At 52.6% G+C, this 15,297-nt stretch carries 10 protein-coding genes; 5 read left to right on the top strand and 5 right to left on the bottom strand.

Going from position 1 to position 15,297, the window contains the following annotated elements; genetic code table 11:
- Positions 1–29 precede the first annotated feature (29 nt).
- The 5 genes from KS4_RS03265 to KS4_RS03245 form a co-directional block, all read right to left on the bottom strand.
- The gene (locus KS4_RS03265) at positions 30–1,970 is read right to left on the bottom strand and encodes a hypothetical protein (RefSeq protein WP_145074571.1); all 1,941 of its coding nucleotides are present in this window, start codon (positions 1,968–1,970) and stop codon (positions 30–32) included.
- Positions 1,971–2,182: 212 nt separating this feature from the next.
- On the bottom strand, positions 2,183–3,001 hold the full coding sequence (gene kdsA / locus KS4_RS03260; RefSeq protein WP_145074568.1) for a 3-deoxy-8-phosphooctulonate synthase: 819 nt from the start codon (positions 2,999–3,001) through the stop codon (positions 2,183–2,185).
- 17 nt (positions 3,002–3,018) lie between these two features.
- On the bottom strand, positions 3,019–3,720 hold the full coding sequence (gene deoC / locus KS4_RS03255) for a deoxyribose-phosphate aldolase (RefSeq protein ID WP_145074566.1): 702 nt from the start codon (positions 3,718–3,720) through the stop codon (positions 3,019–3,021).
- Positions 3,721–3,789: 69 nt separating this feature from the next.
- Entirely contained in the window at positions 3,790–4,503 is a 714-nt protein-coding gene (gene deoC / locus KS4_RS03250; RefSeq protein ID WP_145074563.1) for a deoxyribose-phosphate aldolase, read from the bottom strand.
- A 21-nt stretch (positions 4,504–4,524) separates the two neighbouring features.
- Positions 4,525–5,448, bottom strand: a complete 924-nt coding sequence (locus tag KS4_RS03245) for an alpha/beta hydrolase (RefSeq protein WP_200761518.1) — start codon at positions 5,446–5,448, stop codon at positions 4,525–4,527.
- 216 nt (positions 5,449–5,664) lie between these two features.
- Between KS4_RS03245 and KS4_RS03240 the strand changes: the two genes are divergently transcribed.
- The 5 genes from KS4_RS03240 (at position 5,665) to KS4_RS03220 (ending at position 15,158) form a co-directional block, all read left to right on the top strand.
- Complete coding sequence (locus KS4_RS03240; RefSeq protein WP_145074558.1) at positions 5,665–6,111, top strand: nucleoside deaminase; 447 nt, start codon at positions 5,665–5,667, stop codon at positions 6,109–6,111.
- A gap of 290 nt (positions 6,112–6,401) precedes the next feature.
- Positions 6,402–7,583, top strand: coding sequence for an efflux RND transporter periplasmic adaptor subunit (locus tag KS4_RS03235; protein ID WP_145074555.1), 1,182 nt, complete (start codon positions 6,402–6,404; stop codon positions 7,581–7,583).
- Positions 7,584–7,672: 89 nt separating this feature from the next.
- Positions 7,673–10,747: an efflux RND transporter permease subunit gene (locus KS4_RS03230; RefSeq protein WP_145074552.1), complete on the top strand. Its 3,075-nt coding sequence runs from the start codon at positions 7,673–7,675 to the stop codon at positions 10,745–10,747.
- Between the two features lie 142 nt (positions 10,748–10,889).
- Positions 10,890–11,282, top strand: a complete 393-nt coding sequence (locus KS4_RS03225; RefSeq protein WP_145074549.1) for a BlaI/MecI/CopY family transcriptional regulator — start codon at positions 10,890–10,892, stop codon at positions 11,280–11,282.
- A gap of 81 nt (positions 11,283–11,363) precedes the next feature.
- On the top strand, positions 11,364–15,158 hold the full coding sequence (locus tag KS4_RS03220) for a M56 family metallopeptidase (protein ID WP_145074546.1): 3,795 nt from the start codon (positions 11,364–11,366) through the stop codon (positions 15,156–15,158).
- Positions 15,159–15,297 lie beyond the last annotated feature (139 nt).

Here is a 15,297-nt window from a genome sequence, read left to right as displayed (position 1 = left end):
ATCATCAATCAAAATACATCAATCTTTTATTACTGAGGCGCCGCCGGAGTTCCTTCCTGTACAGCATCCGGTAACTTTCGGAAATACTCCTTAATCGTTGCCTGATGCTTACGTGACACACGGTCATCCGTCACTGCCCGCTCCGCATATTCAACCGCCTGCTTGACCTCACTCTTAACCTCAACTGACATCTCACCCGCATAGTTCTGACCATCTTCCATCCAGTCAGCCACCACACGCCCCTGTCGGTATTGAATATCCTTACTAGCATGCGATTTTGCACCAATTGCAGTCTGCCCGCTTGGCTGATGTTGCCCAGCACCCTTCCCAGCCTTCACGCCGCCTTTGCCACCACCCTGACCCGGTTTTTGACCTGCCCCTTGACCTTTGCCTTTGCCCTGTTGGCCACCCGACTGATTCCCCTGCCCAGCCCCACCTTGCGCTAACGGTGACTGCCCATGTTGCCATTGTTGCTGTTGAGCTCCCATCCCTTGCCCACCCCCTTGCCCGCTTTGCCCACTCATCCCCTGCATGGTCTGCTGCATCTGAGACTGCGCCATCTGCATTTGTTGCATCTGCGATTGCATCTGGGCCATCTGACCCAACTGCTGCTGCATCGCTCCCGAACCCTGCTGAAACTGCGATCCACCCTGTTGCGATTGCTGACCTTGTTGCGATTGCTGACCTTGTTGCGACTGCTGTCCAGCTCCGGATTGCCCCATCCCTCCAGCCATCTGGCTCATCGCTTGCGACATCTGATTTGCCCCACCGCTTTGCTGCTGCTGTTGTTGTGCCTGTTGCTGTTGTTTCTGTACTTGCTTGGCTGTTTGCTGTGCTTGTTGCTGCGATTGCCCTGCCTTTTGCAGCGCTTTCTGAACCTGCTTCTGTTGATATCCTTGCTGCTTGAGCTGCTGAATCTGCTGTTGAGTTAATCCCGCCTGCTTCAACTGCTGTTCAATCTGTCGCTCATTCTCCTTCTGCATTTGCTTCTGTTTTTTAGCTGTTTCTTTTAACTGATTCGCCATATTATTAAGCTGCTTCTGCAATTGGCTTCTCTCAGCCTCAGACAAATCACCCTCATTCACCTGCTTAGACAGATCCTTTAATGCCTGCATGGCCCCAGAAAAATCCCCACGTCGCATCGCATTCGCAAACTGATCTGCTGGCCCATTTTCCTTGGGATCAAGCTGGCTAAGCGAATTTTTCATAGCATCCAGCTTCTCTTCTTCAACTTTGGATTGTTCACCCAACTTATTTTTCATCGCGTCAAGCTGAGCCAACATTTCATCACGCCTGCGAGAATCTCCAATATCTTTTTTCTTGATCTCACCCAACTCTTTTAAGATCGCATCAATATCAGTCGCATGCTTCACATCACTTTGGCCTTGCACTTCCTCAAGCATTTCGCCAATCTTCTGGATATTGCTCCTGACTTCTTCCTCATGAGCCGACGCCGCTACAACTTCTTCACGTTTCGCCTCAGCCCCAAAAATATCAAACTGACTATTCATTAGATAGAATGCCAATCCAAGTACACCAGCATACGTTAATGTTGTCCACAACCATCCTCGTCCCAAACGAATCTTAAACGCATCCCCCACACGTTTACCGTTCACTGCAGCCTTCGCATCCTCTTCAATCTTATTTTTAAACGGATGGTTCCCCATCCCCTTCACATGCATGCTCGTACTTACCGCATCATTCAAACCCAAACGCTCATCCAGTTCCGCTGCCACCTCACCCATCGCAGGTCGTTTCGCAAACCCCATCACACATCCCACCAACAGACTCATGCCTCCAACTACAGCATAACCCCAAACAGGCAGTTCAATTCGCACGACGTAATGCACCAACAACATGACCACAAACAACGCTGCACCAACCATCAAGGCGCAACTTAAGCCATCCAGACAGCGCTGCACAATCATTCGCCGCCGTGCTTTTCGGATCATTCGATCAACGCTGTTCATCCCTGTTATCCTTTATTGGAATGCCCAAAGCGATTTCGCAACCGCAACAGCCTTAGCCAGTCTACGATCACACCCGGATTTCCTCCCCCCCCCCAAAAAAAAAATCTCCTCCCACGCCCAACAACTGCACAACAACCTGACCCACTCAATATCCCCATCTTACCGATTATTGAGCCAAAATTACAGTTATTTCGCCTCTGTCAGAAATCGCTTTAAATCGCAGCCCTAAGCCTTGCCAGCTCATCCAAAAGCCCCAACGATCGCTCTAAAGGCAACATCGTCGCACCATCACTCATCGCATGACTTGGATCCGTATGTGTCTCGATAAAGACCGCCTGCACGCCCGCTGCAACAGCACATTTTGCAAGCAATGGTGCCCGCTCAGGCCTGCCTCCCGACGCATTGCCCTCGCCTCCTGGCTGCTGAGTCGAGTGCGTCACATCAAAACACACTGGCCACCCATACTCCATCATGTCGCCCAACCCAACAAAATCATTCACCAAACGGTTGTACCCAAAAAAAGTTCCGCGTTCTGTCAGCATTATCCCCGACTGATCTGCCCCGCTCTCACTCAGTTTATTCACCACATTTTCCATCTCAGCTGGTGATAAAAACTGACCTTTCTTCACATTCACAACCTTGCCCGTCTTCGCCGCGGCAACCAGCAAATCCGTCTGCCGGCAAAGAAATGCTGGGATCTGAATCACATCCACAACACCACCAACCTGAGCCGCCTGATACGACTCGTGAACATCCGTCGTCGTCGGTACACCCAAAGCAACGCCAATCTTCTCAAGTTGCCTAAGCCCCTCATCAATCCCCATCCCACGCGGCGTATGGATCGAGCTCCTGTTCGCCTTATCAAAACTGGCCTTGAAAATATAGCCCATCTCAAGTGAATCACACTTTGTCTTCACCGCTTCACCAATCGTCATACACAAATCATACGACTCCAACGTGCAAGGCCCAGCAATCACGCACAATCCTTCACCATGACCAATTTTCACATCACCTGCTTGTATCGTTTTCATCATCACTCTCCATCCAATTAATAATCTGCATCCATATCGCCACCGCCCTGCATAATCGCCACACCTGACGACCCACCAATCCGGTCAGCCCCCGCCGCTATCATGGCCATCGTCTGCTCATACGTCTTTATCCCACCCGATGCCTTCACCTTCATCGGCCCAGCATACCGTTTCAACAACTTTACCGCTTCAATCGTTGCACTACCAGCCGGATGAAACCCCGTCGAGCTTTTCACAAAATCCACACCCGCGTCAATCGCCGCATCACACGAAACCGCGATCCGCCTCTCGCCCTCAGCCACATCAACATCCTTCATCAGCAGCGCAGTTTCAAGTATCACCTTCACACATACATCTTCATCCGCCGATCGCAACACATCCACATACGCTTTGAATTGCTCGGCAATCTTGGCTTTATCGCAATCCATCAGCGTCGGGATATGCGCCACATAATCCACATCCTTCGCTCCCGCCATCATCGCCTGCAATGCCTCGCTCTGCTTCATCTGCTCATCCATCGCCCCAATCGGAAAGCCCGCCACCGTTCCGACCCGCACACCTGACCCCGCAAGCAATTCACTCGCTAACCGCACATATCGCCCATTCACACACACCGCTGCAAATCCCCATTCCTCCGCCTCGGCACATAACTGCCGAATATCTCCCTCACTGGCCTCAGCCCGTAAGTTTGCGTGATCAAAATACTTCGCCAGATCCATACAAACACCTCAAGCTAGCACGACAAACTAACCGTTGATTAGTCAAACAAATCCCCTGTAACCATCATATCAATACCCACTCCCGCCACTTTCTGACGCAAGCCCTTGAACAATCGACACACCAGCTGAGCAACCCAAGCGATTAGCTCCTGCATCAATCATCCTCATCGCATCATCATACGTCCGTATCCCGCCAGACGCCTTCACCTTAATCGGCCCAGCATGCTTCTTCATCAACTGCACCGCCTCAACCGACGCGCCACCTGCACCATGAAAACCTGTCGACGTCTTCACAAAATCAACGCCGCCCTCAATCGCCGCCTGACACGCCGCCGCAATTCTTCTTTCCGCCTCCACCCCGTCCACATCTTTCATCAGATACGCCGATTCAATAATCACTTTCACCACAAGATCCGGATTCACCGCCCTCGCTTCCTTCACGATCGTCGTAAATTGCTCACGCAGCACCTCAACATCCCCCTCAACCAATGCCGGCAAGTTCCCCACAAAATCAATTTCATCTGCTCCATCCTTCGCCGCAACCGTTGCTTCAATCTTCTTCACGTTCTCACTCATCGCCCCCAAAGGGAACCCCACCACACTACACGTCTTCACAGACGAACTTCTCGCTCGTAGCGTCTTACTCACACTCTTCACATATGAACCGTTCACACACACCGATGCGAACCCATGAATCATCGCCTCATCCACCAACGTACGAATTTCCGTCCGATGAGCTTCAGCCTTCAAACACGTATGATCGATCATGCGAGCAATATCCATCTCTTCATTCCTTTCGCTTTCTTAGTTACCAGCCCGACCATTATCCCCTACACCAGCCAATTTCTCAAAAAAACCTTTCACAGCCCCCCGATACCGCTCCGTATCCACTTCAAGCAGCTCCAAATGCCCCGTACCCTCAAACCCGACAATCTCCCCATCCTTCGCCGCAGCAGCGACCGCCTCCCCGCTCTCAAACCGGCACACACGATCTGCCGTCCCATGCAGCACCAGCAGCGGCACTCCCAATCCCGCCGCATCCGCCACACGATCGATCCGATACAGCCCACCGCCCAATTGCCAATTCAGTAAATATCCACCCAGCGTCACAATCGGCCAAGTCGGATACTTCTTCAACTTCATCACATTCCGCACTGGCTCATCCCACAACCGATACGGCCCATCCACAATCACACCCTTCAACCTTTTCTCCCCCGCCTCACACATCACCCGCCCTGCCTCAAGCGCCGTCCCCCCACCCATCGAGCACCCATACAGCACCACGCCCTCACCTTCCTGCCATCCCGCCAACTGTTCAATAACCCTTCTCACATCCCCCGGCTCACGCACCCCCAAATCACAACGCCTCCCCTCACTCTCCCCCTGCCCTCGCTGATCATAAACCACCACCCGCCTTGCCACCTTCAAATCACACACCACCTTTGCCCACCCAAGCAATCCATACTTACTATCACCATACCCATGTACCATCACCACCGTATCCCCATCACTCTTCCCACCTTCAATCACCCAGCCATCCGTCATCCCAGCATCACCCAAATCAAAACGCACCATCTCACCCACCAACCCCAAATCTCCCGGCTCCACCGCATCCCCTCGACCCAAAGCCACCGCATACGTCTTACGCTTCGGATGACGCAATCGCCATACAAAACCACCCGTGACAATCAGCACGACCAACAACCACCCCGCCAACATTAATATCATAAATCCCATCCCCCCATCATATCGCACGCTACAAACCCCGCACACTTTCTCTCCCCTCTTTACCTTAACTATCCTCAAGACTATCCTTAATTCATTAACCGCAATAAACCTCCAAAGCACTACTAAACCCCATAACAGCCAGTGAAGAATCAAATACATGCTGTATAACGACCGACTGGGCCACGCGACACCATTTTCAAAAAGCACATTAAAACCATGACCGATCAAGACCTACTCAACGAAGCTATCAAAGAAGCCGAACGCGGCCTCGCCGAAGGCGGGCTCCCCATCGGTTCCATCCTCGCCAACTCATCCGGCCAAATCATCGCTCGCGGCCACAACCTCCGCGTTCAAACCGGCGACCCCACCGCCCACGCCGAAACCGTCTGCATCCGAAACGCCGGCCGCCGCCGCGATTGGCACACACTCACACTCGTCTCCACACTCTCACCCTGCATCATGTGCACCGGCACATCCCTCCTCTACAAGATCCCACGCGTCATCATCGGCGAAAACCAAAACTTCCGCGGCGCAGAAGAACTCTTCGCACAACACAACGTCCAACTCATCAACCTAAACGACCCCGCCTGCGTCAAACTCATGGCCGACTTCATCGAAAAACACCCCGATCTATGGAACGAGGACATCGGCATCCCCTCCTAATCACCCATTAGACTCTCTTCAAGCCCACGACCACCGGTCGCGGGGTGTCTTACACACCTATCCTCATTCGCCTGCAACAACTTTCATATCCCTACTCGATTTATCTCCCCCAAAACCACCACCTCTCAACCCATACCATTACGCGTTTCCGATCCATCACATTTCTAGGACTAGCACTAACATCTAGCACAAATACCACAATCCCCTACCTCATTTCTTCCCCTTATCACCCTCACATTCACGATCTATACCCATATCATCACCCGCTCTTGCAGCAGGAAATTATCCCTATGAACGACCAATCCCAAACCACTGACCCATCACCTCCCGATAAAACGCCGCCCCCCACTCAGCCTTCTCTCATCCGCCGAATCCTCACCCTTGGCATCGGCCCTCTCATCGGTATTACCTTCCTCGCCATCGCCATCATCGCCCTACTCTTCTTCAATCCCAAGCCTCAACCCGAACCACGTGTCAATCCAATCCGACCCGCCAAACTACTCACCATCGGCACGCCCACCGCCGCCAATACACTCATCTTCCCAGGCCGCGTCAAAGCCGGGCAAACCGTCGAACTCGCCTTCCAAGTCCCCGGCCAAATCGTCGAACTCCCCGTCAAACAAGGCGATGAACTCAAGCAAGGCGACCTCATCGCAAAACTCGATTCCCGTGACTACATCAACAACCTTCAAAAAGCCAACGCCGACCTCACCGAAAAACAAACCAAACTCTCCATGATTCAGCAACTCGTCACCCGAAAAGCCGCCACACAAAACGAACTCATCGATGCCACCGCCGCCTTCAACATCGCCCAAGCCCAAGTCGACATCGAGCAAAAAGCACTCGACGACACAACCCTCACCGCCCCCTTCGCAGGCCTCATCGCCAAAACCTACATCGACAATTTTCAAAACATCCAAGCCAAAGAACCCATCGTCTCGCTTCAAGATGTCAACGAAGTCGAGATCATCGTCGACATCCCCGAAGCCATCGTTGCTCAATCACAACGCGACGAAGAAAAAAAGCCCGACTTCGAAGCAACCTTTGATTTCCTCCCAGATCGCACATTCCCACTCACCATCAAGGAATACCAATCTGAAGCCAACGCCGTCACACAAACTTATGAACTCACCCTCACCATGCCCGCTCCCACCGATATCCTCCTCCTCCCCGGCATGACCACCACCGTCCACGTCACGCCCATCGTTAATATCAACGATCAACCAGCTCTAGGCTACGCCGTTCCCTCCTCCGCAGTTTTCCAGCAAAACAACCAATCCTACGTGTGGCTCGTCAACCCCGACACAAACGCCGTCTCCAAACAGCCCGTCACCGTCGCTAAACTCTCCGCCGGTTCCGCCATCATCACCGATGGCCTCACCACCAACCAAACCATCGTCACCTCCGGCGTCTCCCAGCTACACGACAACGAAACCGTCCGCCCCTTCAACCCCGCCGACTACGGTCCTTAACCTGCCCTACTCCTCAACACCTAACCACCAATTAGCCCACTCTCACTACCCAAACTCTCAACTAGCACTAACGACTAACACTAAAAAACATGAATATCGCTGAACTCGCCATCAAGTACAAAATTGTCACAGCAGCCTTCACCATTCTCTTCGCTGTCGCTGGTATCGGTGCATACCAACAGCTCTCCCGACTCGAGGACCCCGAGTTCACCATCAAAGAAGCCGTCGTCTACGCGCGATACCCCGGCGCTTCACCAAAAGAAGTCGAAGAAGAAGTCACCGACCCACTCGAAACAGCCATCCAGCAATTAGGACAAATCAAAAACATCCGCTCACGATCCGAGTTCGGCTTCTCTCAAATCAATGTCGAAATCAAAGACAACTACGACAAAGACACCCTCCCTCAAGTCTGGACAGAACTCCGCAATAAAGTCAACGACGCACAAGGCCAACTCCCACCCAACACCACAACCCTCGTATACGATGATTTCGGCGACGTCTACGGACTCTACTTCGCCGTCACCGGCCCCGACTTCACCGACGCCGAACTCAAAGACTACGTCGACTTCCTCAAACGCGAACTTCTTCTTGTCCAAGACGTCGCAAAAATCTCACTCTATGGCACCCAGCAAGAAGTCGTCTACATCGAAATCTCAAACGCAAAACTCACACAACTCGGCCTCCCCCTTTCCTCAATCTACAACCTACTCGAAAAACAAAACCTCCTCGAACCCGCAGGCAAAGTCGAAGTCGGCAACGAATACATCCGCATCGCCCCTACCGGCGGCTTCCCCAACGTCGAAGCCATCGGCAACCTTCTCATCTCCGATGCCTCCAACCAACCCTCATCATCTTCTGCCGACAAAACAACACCCATCATCCGTCTTCGTGACGTCGCAAACATCTACCGTGGCTACGAAGAACCCTACAACAACAAACTCTACTTCGACAACAAACCCGCCATCGGCGTCGGCATATCCACCGTCTCCGGTGGCAACGTCGTCACCATGGGACAAGCCGTCGAAAAACGCATCGAAGAACTCGAACCCTTCAGACCCATCGGCATCGAATTCGGCGAAATCTCCATACAAGCACGTTCCGTCAACGCCGCCGTGCAAGGCTTCATCGTCAACCTCGCAGAAGCCGTCCTCATCGTCGTCGGCGTCCTCCTCCTCACCATGGGACTCCGCTCCGGCATCATCATCGGCTTCATCCTCGTCCTCATCGTCCTCGCCACATTCGTCCTCATGAATCTCTACGGCATCGCCCTCCAGCGTATCTCACTCGGCGCTCTAATCATCGCATTGGGTATGCTCGTCGACAACGCCATCGTCATTGTCGAAGGCTGCATCATCAATCAAAAGAAAAATCTCTCAATCCTAGACTCACTCAAACAAATCGTCGGCCAAACCACCTTCCCCCTCCTCGGCGCCACCGTCATCGCCATCCTCGCATTCTCAGGCATCGGACTCTCCGACGACTCCACCGGCGAATTCGCCGGCTCACTCTTCTGGGTCATCCTCTTCTCTCTCTTCCTCTCATGGATCTTCGCCATCACCACCACCCCACTCATCTGCTACTACTTCCTCCGCATCAAACCCGACAAAGATAACAAAGATCCCTACGACAACTTCTTCCTCAACACCTACAAACGCTTCCTCGCTTTCGTCCTCAATAATCGCCTCTCCGCCACACTCATCCTCATCGCCACGCTCACCCTCTCTGTCTGGGGCATGCAATTCATCCCGCAATCCTTCTTCCCCGACTCAACCCGCCCCCAGTTCTACCTCGACTATTGGCTCCCACAAGGCACCCACATCCAAACCACCGAAGCCGACCTCAAGCAAATCACCGATCACGTTCTTACACTGCCCACTGTCGTCAATACCTCAACCTTCATCGGTAAAGGCGGCCTACGCTTCATCCTCACCTTCTCACCCGAAGACGCCAACACCGCCTACGGCCAAGTCCTCGTCACCGTCAACGAATACGACGATATCGCCAAAACAATCCCCCTAATCAAAAACTACATCAACCAAAATTACCCCGAAGCTCAACCCATCTTCAACCGCTTCGTACTCGGCCCCGGCGGCGATGCAAAAATCCAAGCCCGCTTCTCCGGGCCCGACCCCACCATCCTTCGGCAACTCTCAAGACAAACCCAAGACATCTTCTACGCCAACAACAATGCCACCAACATCCGTGACGATTGGCGACAACCAGTCAAAGTCATCCACCCTCAAATCTCCGAGCAACGCACCATCGCCGCAGGCCTCACACAACAAGAAATCTCACAAGCCATCCAAACCCAATTCTCAGGCCTCGAAGTCGGCACATACCGCGACGGCAACAAACTTCTCCCCATCATTTCTCGCCGCCCACCCGAGGAAGGCTCCGATGCCGAGCAAATCCAAAACACACAAGTCTATTCATCCGCTGCAAACGCAACCATCCCTCTCCAACAACTCGCCACCGCTTTTACCACCGACTGGGAAGACCCCATCATTCGCCGACGTGACCGTCGCCTCACCATCATCCCGCAATGCGATTCCGCACAAGGCCCCGCCTCAACACTCCTCTCCCAAGTCAAACCCCTCGTTGAATCCATCCCCCTTCCACCAGGCTATATGCTTGAATGGGGCGGCGAATTCGAAGACTCCGCCGATGCGCAAGCTCAACTCTTCGCACCCATCCCCACCATCGCCGCAATCATGTTCCTCACCCTCATCTGCATCTTCAACGCACTCCGCACCCCACTCATCATCTTCCTCACCGTACCCTTCGCCATCGTCGGCGTCTCCATCGGGCTCGTCTCAACTCAACAACCCTTCAACTTCATGGCCCTCATCGGCTTCCTCTCACTCTCCGGCATGCTCATCAAAAACGCCATCGTTCTCATTGATCAAATCAATCTCGAACGCGCACAGGGCCTCCCCCCCTATCAAGCCGTCGTACAAGCCTCCGTCTCCCGCGTCCGCCCCGTCACTCTCGCCGCCGTCACCACCATCCTCGGCATGATCCCCCTTCTCGCCGATGTCTTCTTCGCCGCCATGGCCGTCACCATCATGGCCGGCCTCGCCTTCGCCACACTCCTAACTCTCATCGTCGTCCCCCTCCTCTACACCCTCTTCTTCCGCATCAAACCATCTCATACCAAACAATAATTAACAGTACATCTAACATTGACTTCTTCTCTCAAACCACATTCGCTAATTTTTTCGCTTTTTATCTTGACCCGCCAAACCCTATACGCTAATTTATTAGCGTTAAGTTTTGCATAACTCCTATAGACCAGAGAGCAATCCCATGCCACCAGTCCCCCACCCTAAAGATCTTTCCCGCCGCGAACGCCAAATCATGGACATCCTCTTCTCACTCGAATCCGCCACCGTCAACGACATCCAGTCCCGCCTCCCCGATCCACCTTCCCACACCGCCGTTCGCACTTTTCTCAAAATCCTTCAACAAAAAGGCCACATCAACCGCACCAAGTCCGGCCGCGAATTCGTCTACAAACCCAAACACCGCAAATCCGCCGCAGGTCTCGACGCCCTGCGAAACGTTCTCTCCACCTTCTATTCAGGCTCACTCGAAGACGCCCTCTCCGCACACCTCACCGACAAACAAACCAAACTGACTGACACCGAACTCAAAAATCTCAACAAACTTATCCGCGCCGCCCGCAACAAGGACAACTAACCTCCTGTATCACATCTCATTCATCTAATCGCCCATTAGCCGCACGCCAAACTAAAAAAACCTCCAGCCGGGAGTAACACCATGTCAGCTTTCTTAATTGATATCGCCCTCAAATCACTCATCATTACCGCCGCCTCATCAATCCTCATCCCCCTATTCTTTCATCGTGCATCCGCAGCCACCCGCCACTTCACTTGGTTCCTCACCACACTCAGCCTTCTCATTCTTCCAATCGCAACCTACTTCCTCCCAGCATTACCCATCATTCCGTCAACAAACACTCTGCCGCAAACCCGCCTCGCCGCGTCCATCACGCCATCAACCGGACCGATCAGCCGACCAAACAGTACACTTGCCCCTATATCTCAAACCTCCCCATCCTCGTCCACATCGCTTCCTATTCAACCATTAGACGCATCAACCTCAACTTCGCTGCAAACCGCAAGTCAACGCAACCTAAAATCAATTTCCACCTTTTCTTCACACACATTCCTCGCTATCCCAACCTTCATCCTCCTAGCACTCATCCCCATTGCCCACCTCCGTCTCCGCCGTCTCAAATCCAAATCTTCACTCACAACCCACGAACCCCTCCTCAATCTTCTCGACGAGCAGCAACAATCGCTCGACATCACATCCCACATCAATCTCTACCAATCAACCAGCACCACCATGCCCCAGACCTTCGGCTCACCTCCACTCTCATCACCCAACATCCTCCTCCCCGCCAACGCCTCATCCTGGCCAGCCCACCGCACACGCTCCGTCCTCCTCCACGAGCTCGCTCACATCAAACGCCACGACTGTCTCACCCAGCTCATCGCCCACTTCGCCTGCTGCCTCTACTACTTCAACCCCCTCGTCTGGTTCGCAGCCCACCGCATGCACATCGAACGCGAACGCGCCTGCGACGATCTTGTTCTCACCATCACCCAAAACCAAACCAACCCCGTCAAACCTTCCGACTACGCACAACTAATCCTTGATATTGCGACTAATTCTACAACACCCTCTGCCCTCTCTTTCTTAACTTCCGGGGGCGGGGGCGGAGGCATTCAAATGGCCAACAAAAACACTTTCGAAAAGCGTATCCTTGCAATCCTTGACCCCAAACGTATCCGTACCACACTCACCAAACCCAAAATTCTCCTCATCACTCTCCTTCTCCTCTCACTCACCATACCCACCGCCATGCTCGCCGCCATACAATCCGATGACTCTAACTCAACAATAGAAGTCACCATTTCCACCCAACCTGAATCCGACGACGATCACCAATCCGTCTATATCATGGCTCCCCAGTTCAAGAACCTGCGCCCCGGCGCATACAACCTCTCATCCGATGGCACAAAACTCACGCTCGCACAACTCATCACTTCTGCTGGCGGCCTCACCGACGCCTCACAGCTCAAAGGTAAACCACTTGACACCTACTACCAATCTCTCACTGCTACTATCACTCACTACGACGACCAAGGCAACGTCATATCAACATCAACACACAATCTTCATCACATCTTCGTCAAACGCCTCGACGTTGTACTCCTACCCAACGACTTCATTACAATCGGCTACACCAAAGACATTGAAAATAACGCTCACATGCCCATGGGCTCACATTCCACGCCTGGAAGAACACCTGCGCGAATCATCCCCTCACACCGCTCCGAAAAACCCTACAAAACCCCGACCGATGTCGAGGACGTCGCCGATATCATCGCATCAAAAATCACACTCGATAGAAACCGCAAACAATCCTACATCCTCATGGATCACGCCGACACATCCGACCAAACCAAAGCCGCACCCCGCCCACTCCTGCTCATCCTCCCCGGCGGCGACGGCTCCGAGGATTTTCATTTTTTCTGCCGCAGACTATATAAATTTGCAGCTCTTAAGGCCGACCCTGCCTTCATCGCCGCACAACCCATCGCCCCCGTATGGAACCCACAACAAGCCAAAAAAGTCGTTTGGCCAAACAGATACCACAAAATCCAAGGCGTGAGAATCCCCACCGAAATCATCATCGAAAACATCATCAACGACATCGCATCTAATCACAACATAGACCGCTCACGCGTCATCGCACTCGGATGGTCATCCGCCGGCCCCGCCGTCTACGACCTCACCCTCCAACCCAACTCACCCATTACCGGCTCCTTCGCCGCCATGAGCGTCTTCAAACCCACACCTCAACAACTCCATTACGCCAAAAACAAACCCATCTTCATCTATCACGGCTCAAAAGACACACTCATCGACATCGACCTCGCCCTCGAGGCCGAATCACAACTCAAATCCAAAGGCGCAAACGTCCAACTCAAAACCTACAACGGCCCGCACGGCTGGTTCCACCCCGGACTCTACTCAAACACCGCAAACGGCCTCAAATGGTTATTCGAACAATCACCCAACATGACCGCCGCCCCCGGCTTCACCGGCAACCCCATCAAACCAACCAGACCAGCAGTAAATACACCTGAAATCACCGGCAAATGGTACTCGCGTCTCTTCACACAGGAGCAATACGCAGAACTTGCAGGCTTTACATTCAACAATAAACTCACTCCTGTTGCCGATCCCTTTTACCTTCAATTCACCCTCAACGACGACCTCACCACACACATCACCTTTCAGGATCCAACCAACCAAATCCCCGAATCCTTCTTCCTGATCGGCTCATGGGAAAAGCTAAACAACTCTAAATTCAAATTGACTTCATCCGATGATGTAACAGAAACGATGACCATCATTGATGACAAACTTGTCACTGAAACATCCCCAGCTTTTACCTTCACACGCAACAAACCACAAACCCAAACCGCAAGCACATCCGCCCCCTCATACCTCGGCGAATGGTACGCTCTCGAATTACCAACAAAAATGCAATCAGGCATCCGCAATCACGTCCCCGAAGCCAAAAATTTCCCTGCACTCGGTTACCGTACCACACTCAACCCCGACAAAACCGCATCCGTACACCTCATCAATGCCAACACACAGCAAAACATCGCACTTCTCTACCAATGCACATGGGCCGTTGACAAAAACACAACCTACCTCTACGACGCCACCAGAAACGACATCGGCAATTTCAACAACAACACACTCAACCTTTACGTCGAAGAAGTTTATCTCCACCGTCTCGACCACCCGACCAACCAATCACTCCACAAGCAATCCCAAACCGCACCCTACCTCGGCGATTGGTACGCGCTCGAAATCACCCCACAACAAATCAGTCAAATTCAAAGCTACTACGGCATCAAAACCACAACAGACGGCATCGGCTACCACTGCACAATCAACCCCGACAAAACCGCATCTCTCTATGCATACAACCCATTAACACAACAAGAAATCAAACTCCTCGAACAATGCACCTGGCACAACAACAAAGACGATTCATTCGCCCTCATTAACAGCCAAAAAGATGAAATCGGCATCCTCCAAAATAACTCGATTTACCTCTACGACGCCGAAACCTATCTCTACCGCGCCGATCACCCCACAAACAAAACATACATCAGCCAGGCCACACCCATCAATAATATTCTCGGCCACTGGTACGCAACAGAGCTACCACTTGAATATCAAGCCGATATGAAAAGCTATTTCACCGAACTCAAAGACTACAAATCCTTCGGCCTCCACGCTGTTGTCTCTGAAGATCGAACCGCGAAATGCTACTTCTACAACACAGAAACCAATCAAAACATCGGACTATTCAACGCCTACACATGGCAACGCCACAACCTCAACACCTTCGAAATCAACTCCCCTGACAGTACCGAATACATCTCCTGTAACAACGACACCCTCTTCATGTCAGAGCAAGGCCTCATCTTCCACCGCACAACTGAAAAACCACAATAGCCCCACACCAACCCACTAACAAACAGCTCTCCAAGCTGACTCATAAAACAACAACCAAAATCTTCTATGCAGCCTCGATCCATCCCCCTCTCTCTCTCCCACCTTCCGATGCTTCCGGGGATTCCGGTGCTTCCGGGGA

This window comes from Poriferisphaera corsica, from assembly GCF_007747445.1.
Classification (GTDB): Bacteria; Planctomycetota; Phycisphaerae; order Phycisphaerales; family Phycisphaeraceae; genus Poriferisphaera; species Poriferisphaera corsica.
This window is presented reverse-complemented; position numbering and strand designations above follow the sequence as displayed.

Excerpts from the sequence above, each read along its gene's own strand:
- KS4_RS03265 (WP_145074571.1), bottom strand. The coding sequence starts at position 1,970 with ATGAACAGCGTTGATCGAATGATCCGAAAAGCACGGCGGCGAATGATT.
- kdsA (WP_145074568.1), bottom strand. The coding sequence starts at position 3,001 with ATGAAAACGATACAAGCAGGTGATGTGAAAATTGGTCATGGTGAAGGA.
- deoC (WP_145074566.1), bottom strand. The coding sequence starts at position 3,720 with ATGGATCTGGCGAAGTATTTTGATCACGCAAACTTACGGGCTGAGGCC.
- deoC (WP_145074563.1), bottom strand. The coding sequence starts at position 4,503 with ATGGATATTGCTCGCATGATCGATCATACGTGTTTGAAGGCTGAAGCT.
- KS4_RS03245 (WP_200761518.1), bottom strand. The coding sequence starts at position 5,448 with ATGATATTAATGTTGGCGGGGTGGTTGTTGGTCGTGCTGATTGTCACG.
- KS4_RS03240 (WP_145074558.1), top strand. The coding sequence starts at position 5,665 with ATGACCGATCAAGACCTACTCAACGAAGCTATCAAAGAAGCCGAACGC.
- KS4_RS03235 (WP_145074555.1), top strand. The coding sequence starts at position 6,402 with ATGAACGACCAATCCCAAACCACTGACCCATCACCTCCCGATAAAACG.
- KS4_RS03230 (WP_145074552.1), top strand. The coding sequence starts at position 7,673 with ATGAATATCGCTGAACTCGCCATCAAGTACAAAATTGTCACAGCAGCC.
- KS4_RS03225 (WP_145074549.1), top strand. The coding sequence starts at position 10,890 with ATGCCACCAGTCCCCCACCCTAAAGATCTTTCCCGCCGCGAACGCCAA.
- KS4_RS03220 (WP_145074546.1), top strand. The coding sequence starts at position 11,364 with ATGTCAGCTTTCTTAATTGATATCGCCCTCAAATCACTCATCATTACC.